This window comes from Streptomyces sp. CA-111067 (genome assembly GCF_050956065.1).
Classification (GTDB): domain Bacteria; phylum Actinomycetota; class Actinomycetes; order Streptomycetales; family Streptomycetaceae; genus Actinacidiphila.
This window is the reverse complement of sequence record NZ_CP192103.1, coordinates 4,588,339-4,608,717: the sequence shown is the minus strand read 5'-3', so window position 1 is coordinate 4,608,717 and position 20,379 is coordinate 4,588,339. Positions and strand designations below refer to the sequence as shown.

The window sequence follows — 20,379 nt, the reverse complement described above, 5'->3', positions numbered from 1 at the left end:
GCGGTGTCGGGAGAAAGTTATCCACAGGCTATGGACACGACTCCGCAACCGGCCGTCGGCGAACGTAACCGGCATAACGGACGCGGCGGGGTTGGTGGGCGGCCCGGCGCGGAAAGACCGGGGTATGAAGAGCGCATATGACAATGCTTATGAGGACGACCGGCTGGCGGGCGCCTACCAGGACGGCAACGCGATGCCCGAGGAATCGCTGCGCGCCTGGGCGGAGCTGATCGGCTCGTTCGCCGCCGCCGACTCCCCCGACCTGCTGGAGATCGGCGCCGGCACCGGGATGTTCTGCGCGGCGATGGCCCGCTGGCTGCGGCCGTCGAGCGTGCTCGGGGTGGAGCCGTCACTGCCGATGCTCAGCCGGGCCCGGCAGGTGAACGCGCACGCCGGCGTGCGGTACGAGGCCGGCAGCGCGGACCAAGTGCCCGCCGGCGCGGACGCGTTCGACCTCGCGCTGCTGTCCCGGGTGATCCACCACGTCCCCGACCGGCCGCGCGCGGCAAGGGAGTTGGCGCGGGTGCTGCGGCCCGGCGGGGTGGTGGTGATCCGCACGACGTTCGGCGAGAGCTTGGACGCGCTGGTCTACGACTACTGGCCGCGGCTGCGCGACCTGGACGCGGTGCGGTTCCCCTCGCAGGCCGCGGTGCTCGCCGACTTCGCCGAAGCGGGCTTCACCGTGCGGACGGTGACGAGCTTCGCGCAGCCCGTCACGGCGAGCCTGGCCGAGTACCACGACCGGATGACGTCCCAACCGCAGTCGAAGTTCGACCAGTTGACGGCGGAGGAGTTCCAGCAGGGCCTGCGGCGGCTGGCGTCCGAGGTGGCGGGACTGCCGTCGGGCGGCGAGCCGGTGCGGGAACGTTACGACGTCGCGGTGCTGGTCAACTCGGGCGGCTGACGGGGCAGTCGGAGTGCCGCGCATCCTTCGCGCCGAGCCCCGTCACGTCCAGGCGCCGGACCGCCGTGACCGCGTGCCGGACCCCGTCACGTCCAGGGCCCGGGGCCCGTCACGTCCGGGCCCCGGGGACCGTCACGTCCAGGAGTACAGCTCCTTCAGGCGGTTGACGACCAGGTTGAAGCGGCCCCGGTCAAGGGCGCACGCCTCGCGGCGCATTCCCTCCTCGTGCAGGCGCATCACGCGGTCGACGGCGACCCACGAGTCGCGGCCCGCGCGGTCCCACGGGCCGACGCCGATCGGGACCCAGTCCCGGTCCTGGTCGTGCCGCTTGCTGGAGAGCTGGACGGCGAGCAGCGTGCCGCCCGGTTCGCGCGCCACGACGAGGACCGGGCGGTCCTTGCCCCGGCCGTCGTTCTCCTCGAACGGGACCCAGGTCCAGACGATTTCGCCGGGGTCGGGGTCGCCGTCGTGCACCGGGGCGTACTCGGTACGGACCCGGCCCACCGCGTGCGGGTCGATCTCGGTGGTGGCCGACGGGCCGCTCGAACCGGGGAAGGCTTCGGGGTGATCGGGGCGATCAGGGGAGGTCGTCATCCGCAAGACGGTAGAGCGTACGGGTGCCTGGACGGCGCGCGGGTCGGCGTTCGGCGCGCCGGACGCGCGGACGGGCGCGGACGTGACGGCGCCGGGCGCCGGGCCGGGCGGGCACGTCGTGGCCCGCGCGGCCCGGTCAGCGTCCGGCGGTCACCAGCGGTCGTGCACCTGGGCCCTGATCCGCCGGTCGTACAGGTCGCTCACCGCGTCCAGGGTGGCCTGGTCGAGCGGGGCCAGTGCCGCGGCGGCGGCGTTCGCACGGGCCTGCTCCACGGAACGCGCGCCCGGGATGACCGAGGTGACGCCGGGCTGCTGGATGATCCAACGCAGCGCCGTCTGCGCCGGGGTGGCGCCCGCCGGGGCGAGCGCGGCGAACTCGGCGGCGGCGTCGAGGCCCGTCTCGAAGTCCACACCGGAGAAGGTCTCGCCCTGGTCGAATGCCTCGCCATGCCGGTTGTACGCGCGGTGGTCGTCGGCGGCGAAGACCGTCTCGCGGGTGTACTTGCCGGTGAGCAGGCCAGAGGCGAGCGGCACCCGGGCGATGATGCCGACGCCCGCGGCGGCCGCGGCCGGCAGGACCTCCTCAAGTGGCTTGAGGCGGAACGGGTTCAGGATGATCTGCACGCTCGCGATGCCCGGGTGGGCGATGGCGGCGAGCGCCTCCGCGCAGGTCTCGACGCTCACGGCGTAGGCGGCGACGCGCTTCTCCGCGACCAGGGTGTCCAGGGCGTCGTACACGGCGTCCGTGGAGTACACGGGGGTGGGCGGGCAGTGCAGTTGGACGAGGTCGAGGGTGTCGACGCCGAGGTTCGCGCGGGAACGGTCGTTCCACGCGCGGAAGTTGTCGAGGGTGAAGTTCTCCGGGCGCTGCTCGGCGCGGCGGCCCATCTTCGTGGCGACGAACACGCCGGCGTCGGGGCGCTGCCGCAGGTACCGGCCGATGAGCTGCTCGCTGCGGCCGTCGCCGTAGACGTCGGCGGTGTCGAAGAAGGTGACGCCCGATTCCACGGCGGCGTCGAGGACGGCGAGGGCGTCCTCCTCGCGGACGTCGCCCCAGTCGGCACCGAGCTGCCAGGTGCCCAGGCCGATGACGGAGAGGGGGTGGCCGGAGAAGGGGAGTGAGCGGTGTTCCATGCCCCGATGCTACGTCGCTGGCCGCTGAGCCCTCCCACCCCCAAGGTGCACCTTTTTCCCCCGATACCCCTGCCCCGGGGCCCCGGCGCCCCGGCCCGTTCGGGCTCGCGCCCCTAACGGGCCCCCGGTCGGCGGTCAGGTGCAGGCTCGCTGTGGCTTGTCGCGCAGTTCCCCGCGCCCCTATCGGGGCGCCCCGGTGAGCGGTCACGTGCAGCCCCGTCGTGGCTTGTCGCGCAGTTCCTCGCGCCCCTAACGGGTCGCCCGCTCGCCTCGGGCAGCACTGCGGCGCCTCCCGAAAAGCGGTCCGCTCACCGCCCAGCGCCACCACGGCGCCCCACAGGGGCGCGGGGAACTGCGCGAGCAACCCACCACCGGGGCGCGAGGGCGAGCGCAACCGGTGCCATTGCGGCGGGTGGCGCCCATAGGGGCGCGGGGAACTGCGCGATCAGCCACCTACCGGCGGGCGGGGGCGGGGCGAGTGGAAGCGTCGCGGGGGGTGGTCACCCGGAGGTGCGCCGGGAGTGGGGAGGCTCACCTCGCCGGATGGCGACGGCGCGTTGACGGGGGAATGGGGAGCGTGGTCACATGACATGACAATCCGAATGCAACCGCCCAGGGGAAGCCGGTCCGAATCCGGCGCTGACCCGCAACCGTAGGCCCACCGCATGGTGGGCGAGCCGGAATGCCTGGGCCGCGCATGCACGTCACGATCGCCGTCGAGGACTACGGCGCGGACCACGGCGCCCCCGCCGAGCGGGGTGGGCGCCCGCCTCCGCGGTCGGGGTTCGTGCCGGCCGACCCGGGGGAGACCGGTGCAGAAGTCTGTCAGCCGTCGCGGTGCCCTGCCGCGCGCGGCAGCCGTGGGCGGCGCGCTGCTGCTCACCGTGGGGACCGCCGCCGCGGGCGCGCTCGCCCTGGCCGGGCCCGCGACCGCCGATCCGCTCGGCGACTGCACGCCCACCACCGGCGCGGTCGTCGCCGTCGACTTCGCGCACTGGGGCGGCGGCGTCGCCCGCGGCTGCGACGCGCACCCCACCACCGGCATGAACCTGCTGCACAACGCCGGGTTCACCACCACCGGCACGGTCCACGACGGCCCCGGCTTCATCTGCCGGATCGGTTCGCCGGACAACGACAACGGCACCGAGTACCCGACCGCGGCCGACGAGCCGTGCACCTCCACCCCCCTCCCGGACGCCTACTGGTCGTACTGGATCGCGCCGGCCGGCCAGGACACCTGGACGTACAGCCCGAAGGGCGCGCTCAGCGACGTACCGGAGGACGGCGAGGTCGAGGCATGGGTCTTCGGGCCCACCGACATCGGCGGTACGGACGGCGGCCCGTCGTTCACGCCCGCCTCCGTCCGCGCGCAGGACGCCCCGACGACACCGCCGCCGACCACGCCACCGCCGACCACCCCCGTCACCACCCCGCCGACGACCACCCCGGTCACGACGCCGCCCACCACCGCGCCGGCCGAGCCGTCCGCCACCCCCGACCTCGGCAAGGCCGCCCGCTACCTCACCGACCCCGCGAACCTGATCGACGGCCACTACTACGAGGCCTTCCCCGACTCCGGTTTCGCCGACTTCGGCCTCACCATCGACGCCGCCCTCGCCCTCGCCGCGACCGGCGGCAGCGACGACGCGCTCGCGAAGATCACCGACTTCGTGCAGAGCGGCAAGGACGGCTCCGACCGTACGATCGCCGACTGGACGGGCGTCGGCACCGCCTACGCCAGCGGCGGCTCGATCGCCAAGGAGGCGCTGCTCGCCGAGGTCACCGGCGCCGACCCGCGCGCGTTCGGCGGCCACGACCTGATCGCCGAGCTCGACGCCACACTCTGCGCGAAGGCGAGCAAGGCGCCCGACACCAGTTGCGCCGCCCCCGGCAACTACTCCTACGCCACCTCGGTCTTCTCCCAATCGCTGGGCGTCATCGCCCAGTTGCGGGCCGGCGACACCGGCAAGGCGGCCGGCCCGATCGCGTACCTGGAGAGCCTCCAGCAGCCCACCGGCGCGTTCCCGAGCCTGCTCCCGCCGACCGGCGACTCCGAGGTGGACAGCACCGCGATGGCACTGATGGCCCTGGACCTGGTGCCCGGTGACACGGCACAGCAGGCCGTCGCCAAGGGAGTTGCCTGGATCGCGAAGCAGCAGGAGACCGACGGCGGCTTCCCCGGCGCGTCCGGCGACTCCGTCAACTCCGCCGCGCTGGCGGTCCAGGGGCTGAGCCTGGACGCCGGTACGTACGCGGAGCAGATCGCGAAGGCCCGCGCCTTCCTCGCCCACGAGCAGAACAGCGACGGCGGCTTCAACGTGTCGTCGGACGGCGACCCGTCGGGCTCCGACGTGCGGGCCTCGGCGCAGGCCACCGGCGGCGCGGTCGGTACGTCCTTCGGCACGCTGGTCCGCGACCTGGGCGCGCACAAGTCCGCCGCGTCCGGCGCCGGTTACCTGGTCAAGCAGCTCACCGACGGCAACCACCTGGCGAGTTCGTTCGGCCCCGACTACGGGCTGACCGCCGACCTGGCGCTCGCGCTCGCGGCCTCCGGCGGCCAGGACGAGACGCTGGCGAAGGTGGACGGCTACCTGTTCGCGCACGTCGCCGACTACGCGGACCCGGCCGGGACGTCGGCCTACCCGGGCCCGTACACCGGCTCGGCCGCCAAGCTCACGGTGCTCGCCGAGGTGACGGGTCAGGACCCGACGGCCGTCGGCGGCTTCGACCTGCTCAAGACGCTGACGGACAACGTGTGCACGGCCGCCACGACCGACGGCTTCTGCACCGCGCCCGGTGACTTCTCGCAGGCGTACTCGACGGTCTCGCAGGCGCTCGGCGTGCTGGCGCTGGCCCGCGCCGGCGTCGCCCCGCCGGCCGCCGCGCTCGACCGGCTCGACCAACTCCAGTGCGCGGACGGCGGTTTCTCCTCCACGCTGATCGCGCCCGGCGCCGACTGCGTGTCCGACGTGGACACCACCGGTTACGCCGTGCAGGCCCTGTCGCTGCTGCCCGCGCAGGCCGACCGGACAGCGGCGGGCCGCGCCTTCCTCGTCAAGTCCCAGGTCAAGGGCGGCGGTTTCCCCGGCGCCGCGGGCGTCAACGCCAACTCCACGGCGCTGGCCCTCCAGGCACTGACCGCCACCAGCAAGGGCCGCCCCCAAGAGGTCGCCGACGGGCAGAAGTTCCTGGCCGGCCTCCAGAACACCGACGGCGGCTTCCGGATCACCGCCGACGCCGACCAGACCGACTCCGACACCCGCTCCACCACCCAGGCCGTCCCGGCACTCGCCGGCACCGCGCTGACCGACCTCACCCACGTGGTCGCCCCCGCGGGCGACGGTACGGGGGACGGCGGTACGGGTACAGGTACGACGACACCCGCGCCGCCCACGAGCACGGGTTCGGGTACGGGCACGGCGACGGCGACGAGTTCGGCTCCGGCCGCGGGCTCGGGCGCGAACGGCGGTGACGGCGACGGCACTGTCCCGGACGGGAACTCCGGCGGTTCGCTCGCCGCGACCGGTACCGACGTACTGGCGCTCGCCGCGCTGGCCGGGGCGCTTGTCGCGGTCGGCGGCGTGTTCACGGCGGCCCGCCGCAGGGCGCGACCGAACGGGAGGCACCAGTGACACCGGGCATCGAGGCGACGGGCACGACCGGGCCGACGGGCACGGGCACGCGCGCGGGCAGCGCCACCCCAATCACCGGCGCGCGTAGGGGCGTTGCCCGGCTCCGGCGACTCGGCGGCCTCGGGCGGCTCGGCCGGTTCGGCGCCGCGCTCGGCTTCACGCTGGCCGCGGCGGTCGGCGGCCTGACGGCGGCGGCCACCCCGGCCGCCGCGTCGGCGCAGTCGATCGGCCAGTGCACCACCACCTCGGGCGTGGTGCTCGCCGTGGACTTCAGCCACTGGGGCGGCCCGCTGCTGCGCTCCTGCGGCACCACGCCGACCACCGGCTACGCGCTGCTCAACGAGGGCGGCTGGCAGACCACCGGCACCGTGCACGACGGCCCCGGCTTCGTCTGCCGGATCGGCTACGGCGGTTACCAGGGCGGCACCGCCTTCCCCAAGCCGGCCCAGGAGGCGTGCAACCTCACGCCGCCGTCCACCGCCTACTGGTCGTACTGGCACGCCAACCCCGGGCAGAACAGCTGGACATACAGCACGCTCGGCGCGATGAGCTACCACCCGAAGCCGGGCAGCGTCGACCTGTGGATCTTCGGCGCCACCAACGTGCAGGGCACGCAGGGCCGTCCGACGGTCTCGCCGGACGCGGTGCGGGCGCACAACACCGCGCCGACAGGCTCGGGTTCGGGGTCGAGCAGCGGGTCGGGATCGAGCGGCGGCTCCAGCGGCTCCGGCGGTTCAAGCACCTCGGGCGGGTCCAGCGGCTCCGGGGGCTCCGGCGGCGGCAAGCCCGCCACGCACGCCCCTTCGTCGCCTGGATCGTCCACGCACCAGTCCGGCAGCGGCAGTTCGGGCGGCGGCGGCACCTCGCACACCTCGGGCTCGTCCAACGGCAAGAGCGGCGGCACCCCGGCCACCTCCGCCGCCCCCGGCAAGGGCAAGGCCACGGCCACCCCGAGCGGCGGCCACCCGAGCACGTCCGCGGGCGCGACCCCGTCAGGCAGCACGGGCGCCGCGGCCTCCACCGGCGGTTCGTCCGGCGGCTCCTCGCCCACGCCGCGGATCGTGAACGCCGAGCCCACCAGCGCCGCGCACCACTCGTCCGGCTCGATCCTGCCCGTCGCGATCACAGCTGTGGTGGTCGCGGGTGTCGGCGCCGCCACGATCGCCACGATCCGCCGCCGGCGCCAGGCGGACTAGGCCGTGGTTCCGAAATCCCGCCCGCCCGAACCGACCAGCACCTCAGGCACGACGAACACCTCCGGCACGACCGGCGCCACCGACGGGGCCGGCACCGCCCACACGCCCCCGCCGCGCGCCGCCACCCCGTCGCGCGGCGGGCCCACGTCCGACGACCAGCCCGCGCCCGACGAAGGGTCCGCGCCCGGCGGCGGGCCCGCGTCCGAAAACGGGCCCGCGGCCGCCCCGCCCCACCAACGCCCCGCCTACCAGGGCCCGCCCGGGTCCGGGCGCCGGCTGCCGCGCACGCTGCACCCCGTGGCCTGGTGGATCTGGGGCATCGGGCTCGCCACCGCCGTCAGCCGGACCACCAACCCGCTCCTGCTGCTGCTCGTTCTGGCCGTCCTCGGCTACGTCGTCACCGCCCGCAGGACCAACGCCCCCTGGGCGCGCGGCTTCCACTACTACCTGCTGCTCGCGCTCGGCGTGATCGCCATCCGGGTCGTGTTCCGCTGCGTGTTCGCCAGCGGCATCAGCCCGGCCGACCACATCATGTTCTCGCTGCCGCACATCCCGACTCCGCACTGGTACGCGGGAATCCAGCTCGGCGGCCCGGTCTCCCTCGAAGCCACGCTGTCCGCCGCGATCGACGGGCTGCGGCTCGCCTGCCTGCTGTGCTGCATCGGCGCCGCCAACACGCTGGCCAACCCCAAGCGGGCGCTGCGGGTGCTGCCGGGCGCGCTGTACGAACTCGGCGTCGCCGTCACGGTGGCGATGAGCGTGGCGCCCCAACTGGTGGAGAGCGTGCAGCGGGTGCGCCGGGCGCGCCGGCTGCGCCCCGGCCGGACCAAGGGGGTCAGGGCGCTGCGCAGCATCGTGATCCCGGTCCTGGAAGACGCGTTGGAGCGCTCGCTGCACCTGGCCGCCGCGATGGATTCGCGCGGCTACGGCCGGGCCGGCGACGCCACCCGCGCGTCCCGGCGGATCACCGGGGCACTGATGCTGCTCGGCATGCTCGGCCTGTGCACGGGGGTGTACGGGCTGCTCGACGGCACGACACCGCGCTCGCTCGGGCTGCCCGCGATGCTGGCCGGGGCGGTGCTGTGCTGCGGCGGGATCGCGCTGGGCGGGCGCCGGGTGCGGCGCACCGGCTACCGGCCCGACCCTTGGCGCGCCCCGGAGTGGGCGGTGGCCGGCTGCGGTGTGGTGACGGCGGTCGTCCTCTTCGTCACCGTCGGCTATCACGCGAACGACCTCAACCCGTCCCTGTACCCGCTGAGTTGGCCGACGCTGCCGCTGCTTCCGGCGGTCGCGGTGCTGCTCGCGGGAGTGGCCGCGTTCGCCTCCCCGCCGCCGGGCCGCACACCCGCCGCCCGCCCGGCACCGGCACCGTCACTGCCAGCGGCCCAGAAGCCGCAGCCCAGCAACCCCACCACCCACTCCGAGGCCGCCCTGTGATTCGGTTCGAGCAGGTCAGCGTGCTGTACGACGGAGCTGCCGCCCCCGTGCTGCGGGAGGTGGACCTCCAGGTCGAGGAGGGCGAACTGTGCCTGGTGGTCGGCAGGACCGGCGCGGGCAAGTCCACGCTGCTCGGCGCGGTGAACGGCCTGGTGCCGCACTTCACCGGCGGCACGCTCGCCGGGCGCGTCACCGTGGACGGCCGGGACACCGCGCACCACCCGCCGCGTGAACTGGCCGACGTGGTCGGCGTGGTGGGCCAGGACCCGCTGGCCAGCTTCGTCACCGACACCGTCGAGGAGGAACTCGCCTACGTCATGGAGCAGTTGGCGGTGCCCCCGGACGTGATGCGCAAGCGGGTGGAGGAGACCCTCGACCTGCTGGGCCTGGCCGACCTGCGGCACCGGGCGCTCAGCGAACTCTCCGGCGGGCAGCAGCAGCGGGTGGCGATCGGCTCCGTACTGACCGCGCACCCGCGGGTGCTGGTACTGGACGAGCCGACCTCCGCGCTCGACCCGACCGCCGCAGAAGAGGTGCTGGCCACGGTGACCCGCCTCGTGCACGACCTCGGGGTGACGGTGCTGCTCGCCGAACACCGCCTGGAGCGGGTCGTGCAGTACGCGGACCGGGTGGTTCACCTGGTCGGCGACGGCACGGTCGCCGACGGCCCGCCCGCCGCCGTCTTCCGCACCGCGTCCGTCGCACCGCCGGTGGTGGACCTCGGCCGGCTGGCCGGCTGGGACCCGCTGCCGCTGTCGGTACGCGACGCCCGCCGCGCCTCGGCCGCGCTGCGCACCCGGCTCGGCGGCGCCCCGGTGCCCGCGCCGCGCCCGGCACCGCCGGCCGGCCGTACGGTGCTGACGGCCGGCGGTGTCGTGGTCCGCTACGGGCCGGTCGTCGCCGTCCGCGAGGTCGGGCTGACGCTGGAGTCCGGCCGGGTCACCGCGCTGATGGGCCGCAACGGGTCCGGCAAGTCGTCCCTGCTCTGGGCACTTCAGGGCTCCGGGCCGCAGCAGGCCGGCACGGTGGAGGTGACGCTCGACGAGGAGCCGCGGGACGATGCCCAAGGCAGGCCCGCCCGGAGGCGGTTCGGCCTGTTCGGCGGCCCGCGCAAGGCCGAGGCCGGCGGACGGCGCGGCATCGGCCTCGTCCCGCAGACCCCGACCGACCTGCTCTACCTGGAGACCGTCGGAGCCGAACTCGCCCAGGCCGACCGGGAGTCGGGCGGCGCCGCCGAACTCACCGCCCGGCAGATCCTGGACCGGCTGGCGCCCGGCATCGCCGACGAGGCGCACCCCCGCGACCTGTCGGAGGGCCAGAAGCTCTCGCTGGTGCTGGCCATCCAGCTCACCGCCGCGCCCGCGGTCGTGCTGCTCGACGAGCCGACCAGGGGCCTGGACTACCAGGCCAAGCGCGCGCTGATCGCGATCGTGGACGGGCTGGCCGCCGAGGGCCGCAGCGTCGTGGTCTGCACGCACGACGTGGAGTTCGTCGCGGCCAGCGCGGACCGGGTGGTGGTGATGGCCGAGGGCGAGATCGTCGCGGACGGCCCGACCGCCGAAGTGATCGTGGCCTCGCCCGCGTTCGCCCCGCAGACCGCCAAGATCCTGGCGCCGCTGCCGTATCTCACCGTCGCCCAGGTGGCCGAGGCCCTGGAAGCGACCGCCGGAGCGACGGGGGAAAGCGCATGACGGGCCTCGTGACCGGGCGGATGACCGGACGCCTCAAAGGCCGACTCGGCAACGGAGCCGGCGGTGGACCCAAAGGCGGCCCCGAAGGCCGGCCCGGCGGCCGGATGACCCCCTCCGCAGTGCGCGTGCACGCCGGTGCCGTCACCGCCATCGTGCTGGCCGGCTTCATCGGCCTGGTCGCGTTCTTCTGGCCGTTCGTCGCCGCGCCCGGCCACTTCGGGGCCTCCTACGCACCGCCGTTGATCTTCGGCGTGCTGCTGGTGCTGGTCCTGGCCGTGGTGTTCGCGGAGATCGCGGACGGCGGGATCGACGCCAAGGCGCTGGCGATGCTCGGCGTGCTGTCCGCGGTGAACGCGGCGCTGCGCCCGCTCGGCGCGGGCACCGCCGGTGTGGAGACGGTGTTCTTCGTCCTGGTGCTGGCCGGGCGGGTGTTCGGGCCCGGCTTCGGCTTCACGCTGGGCTGCACCTCGCTGTTCGCGTCCGCGCTGCTCACCGGCGGTGTCGGGCCGTGGATGCCGTACCAGATGTTCGGCTGCGCGTTCGTCGGGATGCTCGCCGGGCTGCTGCCGCGGGCCCGCGGCCGGGCCGAGGTGATCCTGCTCGCGGTGTACGGCTCGGCGTCCGGCTATCTGTTCGGCTTCCTGCTCAACCTGTCGTTCTGGCCGTTCTCGGTGGACCCCAACAGCTCGATCGCCTACCTGCCCGGGCTGCCGTTCACCCAGCAGTGGCACCGGTATCTGGCCTTCGACGTGGCCACTTCGCTCGGCTGGGACACCGGCCGGGCGGTCACCAACTTCGTCTGCCTGCTGATCGCCGGCCCGGCCGTGCTCGCCACTTTCCGGCGGGCGGCCCGCCGGGCCAAGTTCCAGGCGGCGGTCACCTTCACACCGCCGCCCGGAACCCCGCCGCCCGAAGTCCGGCCGGAGACCGTCCCTTCGGATGACGCCCCGCCGGACGACGGCCTCACCCCGCGAGCTTCGTCAGATCGACGTTGAGCTCCAGCACGTTGACGCCCGGTTCGCCGAGGAACCCGAGGCTGCGCCCCTGCGTGTTGTCCGCGACCAGGCCGCGTACCGCCTCCGGCGACAGCCCGTTGGCCTTCGCGACCCGGTTCACCTGCTCGTAGGCGTACGCCTGGGAGATGTCGGGGTCGAGCCCCGAGCCGGAGGCGGTCAGCGCGTCGGTGGGCACCTCCTTGGGGTTGACGCCGTCGAACGCGGCGACGTCCTTGCGCCGCTGGTCGATCGCCTTGACCAGGTCGGGGCTGTTGGGGCCGAGGTTGGACGCCCCGGAGGCCAGCGGGTCGTAGGACCCGGCCGACGGGCGCGGCTGGAAGAACTTCGGGTCGGGCCTCGCCGCCTCGTTGGCGTCGTCCGGGTTCTTCTTCGGCAGGTCGAAGTTCTGGCCGATCAGCCGGGAGCCGACGACCTTGCCGTCCACCTTCACCTGCGAGCCGTCGGCCTTGTTGCCGAACGCCGCCTGGGCGACACCGGTGACGGCCAGCGGATAGATGACCCCGGTGATCACCGTGAGCAGGAGCAGCAGGCGCAGCGCGGACAGATAGCGGCGGACCACGGCGGGAAGGGAGTGGGACATGTCGTACACCTTCTTTCTGTAGACGGTCGGTCCGCGGTCAGCGCAGTCCCGGGATGAACTGGATGACGAGGTCGATGAGTTTGATGCAGAGGAACGGCAGCACCAGGCCGCCGAGGCCGTACACCCAGATGTTGCGGTTGAGCAGTTGGGACGCCGACGACGGCCGGTAGCGCACTCCGCGCAGCGCGAGCGGGATCAGCGCGACGATGATCAGCGCGTTGAAGATGATCGCGGACGAGATCGCCGACGTCGGGCTGTGCAGCTTCATGATGTTGAGCTTGTCCAGGCCCGGGTACACGCCGGCGAACATCGCCGGGATGATCGCGAAGTACTTCGCCACGTCGTTGGCGATCGAGAAGGTCGTCAACGCGCCCCGGGTGATGAGCAGTTGCTTGCCGATCTCGACGATCTCGATCAGCTTGGTGGGGTTGGAGTCCAGGTCCACCATGTTCCCGGCCTCCTTGGCGGCCGAGGTGCCGGTGTTCATGGCCACGCCGACGTCGGCCTGGGCCAGCGCGGGTGCGTCGTTGGTGCCGTCGCCGGTCATCGCGACCAGCTTGCCGCCGGCCTGCTCCCGCTTGATCAGCGCCATCTTGTCCTCGGGGGTGGCCTCGGCGAGGAAGTCGTCCACGCCCGCCTCCTCCGCGATGGCCCGGGCCGTCACCGGGTTGTCGCCGGTGATCATCACGGTGCGGATGCCCATCGCGCGCAGCTCGTCGAACCGTTCGCGGATGCCCTCCTTGACGACGTCCTTGAGGTTGATCACGCCGAGCACCTCGGCGGTGACCGTCTCGCCGCGCCGGACGACCTCGCCGACCACCAGCGGGGTGCCGCCCGAGGCGGCGATGGTGTCCACCAGCGGGCCGACGCCCTCGGTGGGGTGGCCGCCGTTCTGCCTGATCCAGTGCATGACGGCGGTGGCGGCGCCCTTGCGCAGGAACCGCCGGCCGCCGTCCGTCACCAGGTCCACCCCGCTCATCCGGGTCTGCGCGGTGAACGGCACGAACTCCGCGTTGCCCAGCTCCCCTTGGGCCCGGCCGCGCAGCCCGTAGCGCTCCTTGGCCAGCACCACGATGGAGCGGCCCTCAGGCGTCTCGTCGGACAGCGACGACAACTGGGCGGCGTCGGCGAGGACTTCGAGCGAGACCTTGTCCACCGGCAGGAACTCGGCGGCCTGCCGGTTGCCCAGCGTGATGGTGCCGGTCTTGTCGAGCAGCAGCGTGTTGACGTCGCCGGCCGCCTCGACGGCCCGTCCCGACATCGCCAGGACGTTGCGCTGCACCAGCCGGTCCATGCCGGCGATGCCGATCGCGGACAGCAGCGCGCCGATCGTGGTCGGGATCAGCGCCACCACCAGCGCGGTGAGCACCACGAGGGACTGCTCGGCGCCCGCGTAGACCGCCAGCGGCTGGAGGGTGACGACGGCCAGCAGGAAGACGACGGTCAACGAGGCCAGCAGGATGTTCAGCGCGATCTCGTTCGGCGTCTTCTGCCGGGCGGCGCCCTCGACCAGGGCGATCATCCGGTCGATGAACGTCTCGCCGGGCTTGGAGGTGATCCGCACGACGATCCGGTCGGACAGCACCCGGGTGCCGCCGGTGACCGCGCTGCGGTCGCCGCCGGACTCGCGGATGACGGGCGCGGACTCGCCGGTGATCGCCGACTCGTCCACCGAGGCGATGCCGTCCACCACATCGCCGTCACCGGGGATGATCTGGCCGGCCTCGACCACCACGTGGTCGCCGAGCCGCAGTTCGGCCGCCGGCGCCGGCTCCTCGGCGGCGCCGGCCACCGGGGCGCCGTGCCGCCAGCCGGTCAGCCGGCGGGCGACCGTCTCGGTCCTGGTCCTGCGCAGCGTCTCGGCCTGCGCCTTGCCGCGGCCCTCGGCGACCGCCTCCGCCAGGTTGGCGAAGATCACCGTCAGCCACAGCCAGACCGTGATCACCCAGGCGAAGACCCCGGGGTCCTTGATCGCGGACACCGTGGTCAGCAGCGCGCCGACCCCGACGACGAACATCACCGGATTGCGGCCCAGCACACGGGGGTTGAGCTTGCGCACCGCGTCGGGGAACGACACGAGCAGCATCTTCGGGTCGAGCAGGCCGCCGGAGATCCGGTGCTGCCCGCCGTCGGGAACGGCCTTGCCGCCAGGGCCGCCGGAGCCGCCGGAGGGGACCGGTGGCCGGTCAGTGGTCAGGGACATCAGTGCAGACCTTCCGCGAGCGGGCCCAGCGAGAGTGCGGGGAAGTAGGTGAGGCCGACCACGACGACGATCACCGCGGTGAGCAGGCCGACGAACTGCGGACGGTGGGTGGGCAGCGTGCCGGCGGTGACCGGGACCGGCTGCTGCCTGGCCAGCGAACCGGCCAGCGCCAGAACGAAGATCATCGGCAGGAAGCGGCCGAAGAGCATCGCGAGGCCGAGCGCGGTGTTGTACCAGTGGGTGTTGACCCCGATGCCGGCGAACGCCGAACCGTTGTTGTTGGCCGCCGAGGCGAACGCGTAGAGCACCTCGGAGAAGCCGTGCGGGCCGGAGTTGAGCATCGAGGCCCGCTCGCCCTTGAGCGACATCGCCGTGCCGGTGCCGATCAGCACCACCGCGGGAGTGGTCAGGATGTACAGCGAGGCGAACTTCATCTCCCGGGCGCCGAGCTTCTTGCCCAGGTACTCAGGGGTGCGCCCGACCATCAGACCGGCCACGAACACCGCGATGACCGCCAGGATCAGGATCCCGTACAGGCCGGAGCCTGTACCACCGGGCGCGATCTCGCCGAGCATCATGTTGAAGATCGTCATCCCGCCGCCACCGGGCGAGAACGAGTCGTGGAAGGAGTCGACGGCTCCGGTGGAGGTCAGCGTGGTGGACGTGGCGAAGAGCGCCGACGCCCAGACGCCGAACCGCTGTTCCTTGCCCTCCAGCATGCCGCCGGCCGCGTGGCCGGCCGAACTGCTCACGCTGTGCAGCTCGTTGACGGTGATGATCGCCACCGACGCGGCCCAGATGACCGCCATCACCGACAGGATCGCGTAGCCCTGCCGGTGGTCGCCGACCATCCTGCCGAACGTGCGGGGCAGGCAGACGGAGATCACCAGCAGCAGGTAGATCTCGATGATGTTGCTCAGCCCGGTCGGATTCTCGAACGGGTGGGCGGAGTTGGCGTTGTAGAAGCCGCCGCCGTTGGTGCCGAGCTCCTTGATCACTTCCTGGGACGCGACCGGACCGCCGGTCAGCGACTGCTTGTCGCCGAGCAGGGTGCCGATCTCGTGGACGCCGTGGAAGTTCTGGATCGCGCCGCACGCCACCAGCACGATCGCGAAGACGAACGCGATCGGCAGCAGCAGCCGGACGGTGATCCGGGTGAGGTCCACCCAGAAGTTGCCGACCCGCTCGGTCCTGTTGCGGGTGAAGCCGCGGATCAGCGCGGCGACCACGGCGATGCCGACGGCCGCGGAGACGAAGTTCTGCACGGCGAGGCCGGCCATCTGGACCAGGTGGCCCATGGTCACTTCGCCGCTGTAGGACTGCCAGTTGGTGTTGGTGACGAAGGAGGCCGCGGTGTTGAATGCCTGGTCGGGCTTGACCGGTGCGAAGCCCAGCGACAGCATCAGGTGGTTCTGCAGCCGCTGGAAGCCGTACAGGAACAGCACGCTGATCACCGAGAACGCCAGCACGCTGCGCAGGTAGGCCGACCACTTCTGGTCCGCCTCGCCGTCGATGCCGCCGAGCTTGTAGATGCCGCGCTCGACCCTCAGGTGCTTCTTGGTGGTGAGGACGTGGGCGATGTAGTCGCCCAGCGGGCGGTACGACAGCGCCAGGACCGCCAGCAGGGCGAGGATCTGGAGCCAGCCCGCGAGAGTGTCGTTCACTAGAACTTCTCCGGGAAGATCAGGGCCAGCGCGAGATAGCCGAGCAGACAGCAGGCCACGATGAGGCCGACGACGTTGTCCACGCTCACAGCCGCTCGACCCCCTTGGCCACGAGGGCGAGAACGGCGAACACCGCGATGGTCACGGCGATGAATACGACATCGGACATGGGCGGGAATCCTTGGATCGACGCGATGGCTCTGTGGGTTCAGGGCTTCTTGGGCGGGCCCGGCGCGGGGAGGCGCCGGGACTCACCGAATCCACTGAAACCCCGGGGGCGGGGTCGCGTCGCGGGCGTTAACGGGTCCCTGTCGTCGCAGGTGGCGGCCTTGACGGGGCCTTGACGGCCGCTTCGGGGGCGGCGCTGTGGACCGACTGGAGCAACCCGTGCTGCGGGGTGGTCACGCAGCGTGCACGGTCGATGGCAGGGGTCGGGATTCCGCCCGGCAGCCCCGACCCGCGCCGCGACACGGCGCGGGCCCGTACCGACCCGCGCCGCGACACGGCGCGAGCCCGTACCGACACCGCACCACCGACCGGAAGGACCGCCGTACCCATGCTCACCATCAAGCGCGCCGGCGCGATCGCTGCCGCCGCCACCGCATCCCTGGCTCTGGCCGCAGGCGCCGCAACCGCCGTGGCACCCTCGGGCTCAGGCCCCTCCTTCGGTGCCTTCGGTGCCTTCGGTGCCTTCGGTGCCGCTCAGGCGGGCGGCACGCTGCTGCCGGTGCCGACCAACCACGTCCGCGCGATCGGGCACGCCTCGGTCAGCGTCGTCGGCGACACCGCGCTGGTCACCGTGGACGCGACCGGCCTGCTCGACGGCGTGCCGCACGCCATGCACATCCACATCGACGGCGCCGGCACCTGCCCGACCGCCGCCGCGGCCCGCGACCACAACGGCCACAAGACGATCAACGTGGCCGACGCGATGGCGAACTACGGCATGATCGGCACCTCGCTCACCACCAGCGGCGACAGCAGCCCGGCCAGCGGGCTCGCGGTGGACCGCTTCCCGGCGCACGGGACGTTCCACTACCAGCGGCTGCTGCACCTGTCCGCCGACACGGTCGCGAACGTCAAGGCCGGCAAGGCCGTGGTCGTCGTGCACGGCATCGACTACAACCACAACGGGACGTACGACGGCGTGCTCGGCGCGAGCGAGCTGGACCCGTCGCTGCCGGCCGAGGCCACCGACCCGGCGCTCTGCGGGACCCTGCACCCGGCCGGGCTGGGCTGACCCGGGCAGCGCGTTTGCGCGGCGGGGCGGCGGGCGTACGCTCGACCGTGGAGGGTGTGAACCACCGCAAAACGGAACGAGGTGTGGGCATGTCCACCACTGGTTCGGAGCACCGCAGAAGTGTGGACCCCGCCGTCCTGGAGGACGGGCACCGGCGGGCGCTCGTCTTGAGCGAGGTGGCCGTGGAGGGGCCGATCGGCCTCTACCGGGTACTGAGGCGGGCCGCCGCCGGTGATCCCGACGCGGCCGGGCTGACCGTCTCCGCCCTGGTCCGGGCGCTCCCCGGCGTCGGCGCCTACGACACCCACGACCTGCTGGCCCTGGCCCACATCCCCTCCACGGTCGCGGCCGGCGACCTCACGCCCGGCCAACGCGTCGCCCTGGCCACCCAGCTGGACCGCGCCCTTCCCCCGGACCCGCTCTAGCCGCGCCCGCCCGGCCGGGGCCGTCAGAGCGCGCCGAGAACCCGGAGGACCGCCGTCGAGAGGGAGGCGCGGGCGTCGGGCGAGGACATGCGGCCCGCCGCCGCCTCAGTGGACGCCGTGTGGGACAGGGCGATCACCGCGGCCGCGGCCCAGACGGGGTCGAGCGCCGGGTCGAAGTCGCCGTCCCGCTGCCCCCGCCGCACGAGCCGGACCAGCCGGACGCTGACGGACTCGTGGCGCCCGGTGTCGCCGGGCAGCTCCCCCGCCGTCACCTGGCTGAGCACGGGGTAGTGGGCGGCCAGCCGCCACCCGATGTCGATCAGCCGCAGCAGCGCCGCCGGCGCGGAGCCCTGGTCGAGCCCCGCCGCGTCCATCGCCCCGGTCGCCTCGGCGGTGAGGCGGTCCGCCACCGCCGCGACCAGCGCCTCCCGCGAGGCGAAGTGCGCGTAGACCGTCTGCCGGGTGACCCCGGCCGCCTCCGCGACCGCCGCCAGCCCCGCGTCCGGCCGCTCCGCGAAGCACCGCACCGCCGCGTCCAGCACCGCGCCCCTGCTCCGCTCGGCGTCGGCCCGCCGCCGCCTGGGCGCCGCGGAGCCGTCCCCCGCGCCCGCCGCCCCGTCCTCCATCGAACCCCGCTCAGCCAAACTCATACACCCTTGTCAAATTTACTCCTGCGCCATATCTTACAGTCATGTCAGAGATATGGGCCTGCCGTGGCGCCGCCACCCCCGAAGCGTTCATCGCCGAATTCTTCACCTCCTTCACCGAGGCCGCCCTCGGCGACGAACCCCCCGCCGACGTCGTCGACCGCTACTACACCCCCGACCTCCGCCAGATCAGCGACGGCGTCAGCTTCGACCGCGAGCGGATCACCAGCCACCTCGGCCCGCTCCGCCGCAACCTCCTCGACTGCCGTTTCGAGGTGCACGAGGCCCTCGCCGACGGCCCCCGCATCGCCGCCCGCTACACGATCCACTCCCGGATGCGCAAAGCCGGCCCGGCCGTCATCGACGTCCAGCTGATCGCCGAGCTCGCCGCCGACGGCCGGATGCGCCGAGTGCACCAGCTCACCCGGGACGTGCCGCCCGCGTAGGGCCGGACCGGACCGGACCGGACCGGCTGGCGCGGCGCGCGCTCCGGGACGCTTGCCATCGAGCGCACTCCAAGGTGTTTGCTGTCGTCGCATGAGATACACGCAGCTCGGACGCACCGGACTGAAGGTCAGCCGGCTCGTGCTCGGCACCATGAACTTCGGCGCCGAGACCGGCGAGACCGGCAGCCACGCCATCATGGACTCGGCGCTGGACGCGGGCATCAACTTCTTCGACACCGCCAACATCTACGGCGAGGACGACCACAAGGGCCTCACCGAGGAGCTGATCGGCAGCTGGTTCGCGGGCGGCGCGGGCCGCCGGGACAAGGTCGTGCTCGCCACCAAGCTCTACGGCAACATGACCAACGACGGCACGCCGTGGCACCAGGAGTCCTGGCCCAACCACCACCGGCTCAGCGCGCTGAACATCCGCCGCGAGGTGGAGGCCAGCCTGCGCAGGCTGCGCACCGACCACATCGACGTCTACCAGTTCCACCACATCGACCGGGCCACTCCGTGGGAGGAGATCTGGCAGGCGATGGACGTCCTGGTCGCCCAGGGCAAGATCCTCTACGCCGGTTCCAGCAACTTCGCCGGCTGGCACATCGCCCAGGCCAACGAGGCGGCGGCGCGCCGCAGTTCACTCGGGCTGACCTCGGAGCAGTGCCTGTACAACCTGGCCGAGCGGCGCGCCGAGATGGACGTCATCCCGGCGGCTCAGGCGTACGGCCTCGGCATCATCCCGTGGTCCCCCCTGCACCAGGGCCTGCTGGGCGGCGCACTCCGCAAGGAACGCGAGGGCACCGGCACCCGCACGAAGGCCGGCCGCTCGGCGGCCGGCCTCGCCGACCCGGTGGTCCGGTCGAAGGTCCAGCGTTACGAGGACCTGCTCGCCAAGCACGCCCTGGAACCCGGCGAAGTGGCCCTGGCCTGGCTCCTCACCCGCCCCGGAGTGACCGGCCCGATCATCGGCCCCCGCACCCCCGCCCACCTGACCTCGGCCCTGAACGCCGTAGAACTCACCCTGACCGCAGACCTGTTGACGTCCCTGGACGCCATCTTCCCAAGCCCCGGCCCGTCCCCGGAGTCCTTCGCCTGGTAGACCCCCCGGTTCCCCCCGCCCGCCCGCCAGGCCCGCACGAGGCGTGGTTGCGCGTTCGCTCTCAGTCGCTACGGTGTCGAAGGGACCGAACAAGGGGGGAACCATGGGCGACCCGACGACCCAGAAAGTGGCCAATCCGCACCTGGCCGCGCTCAGGCAGTTACGCTCCGATCTCGCCGCCGCGACCGAGACGTTCCGCGCGGCACTGAAGACCACCGCCGCCGACATGGGCGGCCAGAAGGTGTGGACCGGCAGAGCGGCCTTCGGCTGGGAGCAGACCGTCAACCACCAGCGGTCCAGGGTGACGTCCCTGGTCGACAAGCTGCTGCCCATCATCGACGCGGAGATCGCCAGGACACCGGCCGAAGTCACGGCGGACCAGGCCAGGCAGTGGAACCAGCAGCACTACTACAACGCCTGACCAACGTCGGTGCCGCGGAGGCACCCACGCCGCCGAAGACCGCCGAT

18 protein-coding genes and 1 riboswitch are annotated in these 20,379 nt (G+C 73.0%); of the genes, 11 read left to right on the top strand and 7 right to left on the bottom strand.

Features of this window, described 5'->3' with window-relative positions:
• The first annotated feature begins 124 nt into the window (after positions 1–124).
• Complete coding sequence (locus ACQPW6_RS20085; RefSeq protein ID WP_433891031.1) at positions 125–904, top strand: class I SAM-dependent methyltransferase; 780 nt, start codon at positions 125–127, stop codon at positions 902–904.
• Positions 905–1,036: 132 nt separating this feature from the next.
• Here the strand turns inward: ACQPW6_RS20085 and ACQPW6_RS20080 are convergent, their stop codons facing one another.
• Positions 1,037–1,498 (bottom strand): type II toxin-antitoxin system PemK/MazF family toxin, encoded by a 462-nt coding sequence (locus tag ACQPW6_RS20080; RefSeq protein ID WP_433891030.1) that lies wholly within the window; start codon positions 1,496–1,498, stop codon positions 1,037–1,039.
• Between the two features lie 150 nt (positions 1,499–1,648).
• On the bottom strand, positions 1,649–2,632 hold the full coding sequence (locus ACQPW6_RS20075; RefSeq protein ID WP_433891029.1) for an aldo/keto reductase: 984 nt from the start codon (positions 2,630–2,632) through the stop codon (positions 1,649–1,651).
• A gap of 616 nt (positions 2,633–3,248) precedes the next feature.
• Positions 3,249–3,319, top strand: a riboswitch (cobalamin riboswitch).
• A gap of 125 nt (positions 3,320–3,444) precedes the next feature.
• Here ACQPW6_RS20075 and ACQPW6_RS20070 point away from each other — a divergent pair.
• The 5 genes from ACQPW6_RS20070 to ACQPW6_RS20050 all read left to right on the top strand — a co-directional run bounded on the left by ACQPW6_RS20070 (position 3,445) and on the right by ACQPW6_RS20050 (position 11,583).
• Positions 3,445–6,264, top strand: a complete 2,820-nt coding sequence (locus ACQPW6_RS20070; RefSeq protein ID WP_433891028.1) for a prenyltransferase/squalene oxidase repeat-containing protein — start codon at positions 3,445–3,447, stop codon at positions 6,262–6,264.
• On the top strand, positions 6,261–7,460 hold the full coding sequence (locus tag ACQPW6_RS20065; RefSeq protein WP_433891027.1) for a hypothetical protein: 1,200 nt from the start codon (positions 6,261–6,263) through the stop codon (positions 7,458–7,460). Before ACQPW6_RS20070 ends, ACQPW6_RS20065 begins: the two co-directional genes overlap by 4 nt.
• Before the next feature lie 276 nt (positions 7,461–7,736).
• Complete coding sequence (locus ACQPW6_RS20060) at positions 7,737–8,897, top strand: CbiQ family ECF transporter T component (protein WP_433894598.1); 1,161 nt, start codon at positions 7,737–7,739, stop codon at positions 8,895–8,897.
• Positions 8,894–10,588 carry an ABC transporter ATP-binding protein gene (locus ACQPW6_RS20055; RefSeq protein WP_433891026.1) on the top strand — a complete coding sequence of 565 codons (1,695 nt, stop codon included), beginning with the start codon at positions 8,894–8,896 and terminating at the stop codon, positions 10,586–10,588. Before ACQPW6_RS20060 ends, ACQPW6_RS20055 begins: the two co-directional genes overlap by 4 nt.
• Before the next feature lie 104 nt (positions 10,589–10,692).
• Positions 10,693–11,583: an ECF transporter S component gene (locus ACQPW6_RS20050; RefSeq protein WP_433891025.1), complete on the top strand. Its 891-nt coding sequence runs from the start codon at positions 10,693–10,695 to the stop codon at positions 11,581–11,583.
• Here ACQPW6_RS20050 and kdpC read toward each other — a convergent pair.
• The 4 genes from kdpC to kdpF are packed head-to-tail and all read right to left on the bottom strand — an operon-like array spanning position 11,552 to position 16,140.
• The gene (gene kdpC / locus ACQPW6_RS20045) at positions 11,552–12,184 is read right to left on the bottom strand and encodes a potassium-transporting ATPase subunit KdpC (protein ID WP_433891024.1); all 633 of its coding nucleotides are present in this window, start codon (positions 12,182–12,184) and stop codon (positions 11,552–11,554) included. The genes ACQPW6_RS20050 and kdpC overlap by 32 nt on opposite strands.
• Before the next feature lie 37 nt (positions 12,185–12,221).
• Positions 12,222–14,387, bottom strand: coding sequence for a potassium-transporting ATPase subunit KdpB (kdpB, locus tag ACQPW6_RS20040; protein ID WP_433891023.1), 2,166 nt, complete (start codon positions 14,385–14,387; stop codon positions 12,222–12,224).
• On the bottom strand, positions 14,387–16,051 hold the full coding sequence (gene kdpA, locus ACQPW6_RS20035) for a potassium-transporting ATPase subunit KdpA (protein WP_433891022.1): 1,665 nt from the start codon (positions 16,049–16,051) through the stop codon (positions 14,387–14,389). The genes kdpB and kdpA overlap by 1 nt, the downstream gene beginning before the upstream one ends.
• Positions 16,051–16,140, bottom strand: coding sequence for a K(+)-transporting ATPase subunit F (gene kdpF, locus ACQPW6_RS20030; protein WP_433891021.1), 90 nt, complete (start codon positions 16,138–16,140; stop codon positions 16,051–16,053). Before kdpF ends, kdpA begins: the two co-directional genes overlap by 1 nt.
• 467 nt (positions 16,141–16,607) lie before the next feature.
• On the opposite strand from kdpF, the gene ACQPW6_RS20025 reads away from it, so the two are divergent.
• Positions 16,608–17,291, top strand: a complete 684-nt coding sequence (locus ACQPW6_RS20025) for a hypothetical protein (RefSeq protein WP_433891020.1) — start codon at positions 16,608–16,610, stop codon at positions 17,289–17,291.
• Positions 17,292–17,380: 89 nt separating this feature from the next.
• Entirely contained in the window at positions 17,381–17,716 is a 336-nt protein-coding gene (locus ACQPW6_RS20020) for a hypothetical protein (RefSeq protein WP_433891019.1), read from the top strand.
• A gap of 23 nt (positions 17,717–17,739) precedes the next feature.
• Here the strand turns inward: ACQPW6_RS20020 and ACQPW6_RS20015 are convergent, their stop codons facing one another.
• Positions 17,740–18,366 (bottom strand): TetR/AcrR family transcriptional regulator, encoded by a 627-nt coding sequence (locus ACQPW6_RS20015; protein ID WP_433891018.1) that lies wholly within the window; start codon positions 18,364–18,366, stop codon positions 17,740–17,742.
• A gap of 41 nt (positions 18,367–18,407) precedes the next feature.
• On the opposite strand from ACQPW6_RS20015, the gene ACQPW6_RS20010 reads away from it, so the two are divergent.
• The 3 genes from ACQPW6_RS20010 to ACQPW6_RS20000 all read left to right on the top strand — a co-directional run bounded on the left by ACQPW6_RS20010 (position 18,408) and on the right by ACQPW6_RS20000 (position 20,332).
• Positions 18,408–18,809, top strand: a complete 402-nt coding sequence (locus ACQPW6_RS20010) for a nuclear transport factor 2 family protein (RefSeq protein ID WP_433891017.1) — start codon at positions 18,408–18,410, stop codon at positions 18,807–18,809.
• A gap of 91 nt (positions 18,810–18,900) precedes the next feature.
• On the top strand, positions 18,901–19,911 hold the full coding sequence (locus ACQPW6_RS20005) for an aldo/keto reductase (protein ID WP_433891016.1): 1,011 nt from the start codon (positions 18,901–18,903) through the stop codon (positions 19,909–19,911).
• Between the two features lie 103 nt (positions 19,912–20,014).
• Positions 20,015–20,332: a hypothetical protein gene (locus ACQPW6_RS20000; RefSeq protein WP_433891015.1), complete on the top strand. Its 318-nt coding sequence runs from the start codon at positions 20,015–20,017 to the stop codon at positions 20,330–20,332.
• The last annotated feature ends 47 nt before the right edge of the window (positions 20,333–20,379 follow it).

Bases quoted from the DNA above. Each gene is read 5' to 3' on its own strand.
- ACQPW6_RS20025 (WP_433891020.1), top strand. From the start codon at position 16,608: ATGCTCACCATCAAGCGCGCCGGCGCGATCGCTGCCGCCGCCACCGCA.
- ACQPW6_RS20005 (WP_433891016.1), top strand. From the start codon at position 18,901: ATGAGATACACGCAGCTCGGACGCACCGGACTGAAGGTCAGCCGGCTC.
- ACQPW6_RS20085 (WP_433891031.1), top strand. From the start codon at position 125: ATGAAGAGCGCATATGACAATGCTTATGAGGACGACCGGCTGGCGGGC.
- ACQPW6_RS20020 (WP_433891019.1), top strand. From the start codon at position 17,381: ATGTCCACCACTGGTTCGGAGCACCGCAGAAGTGTGGACCCCGCCGTC.
- ACQPW6_RS20050 (WP_433891025.1), top strand. From the start codon at position 10,693: ATGACCCCCTCCGCAGTGCGCGTGCACGCCGGTGCCGTCACCGCCATC.
- kdpC (WP_433891024.1), bottom strand. From the start codon at position 12,184: ATGTCCCACTCCCTTCCCGCCGTGGTCCGCCGCTATCTGTCCGCGCTG.
- ACQPW6_RS20080 (WP_433891030.1), bottom strand. From the start codon at position 1,498: ATGACGACCTCCCCTGATCGCCCCGATCACCCCGAAGCCTTCCCCGGT.
- ACQPW6_RS20075 (WP_433891029.1), bottom strand. From the start codon at position 2,632: ATGGAACACCGCTCACTCCCCTTCTCCGGCCACCCCCTCTCCGTCATC.
- ACQPW6_RS20015 (WP_433891018.1), bottom strand. From the start codon at position 18,366: ATGAGTTTGGCTGAGCGGGGTTCGATGGAGGACGGGGCGGCGGGCGCG.
- ACQPW6_RS20000 (WP_433891015.1), top strand. From the start codon at position 20,015: ATGGGCGACCCGACGACCCAGAAAGTGGCCAATCCGCACCTGGCCGCG.
- ACQPW6_RS20010 (WP_433891017.1), top strand. From the start codon at position 18,408: ATGTCAGAGATATGGGCCTGCCGTGGCGCCGCCACCCCCGAAGCGTTC.
- kdpB (WP_433891023.1), bottom strand. From the start codon at position 14,387: ATGTCCCTGACCACTGACCGGCCACCGGTCCCCTCCGGCGGCTCCGGC.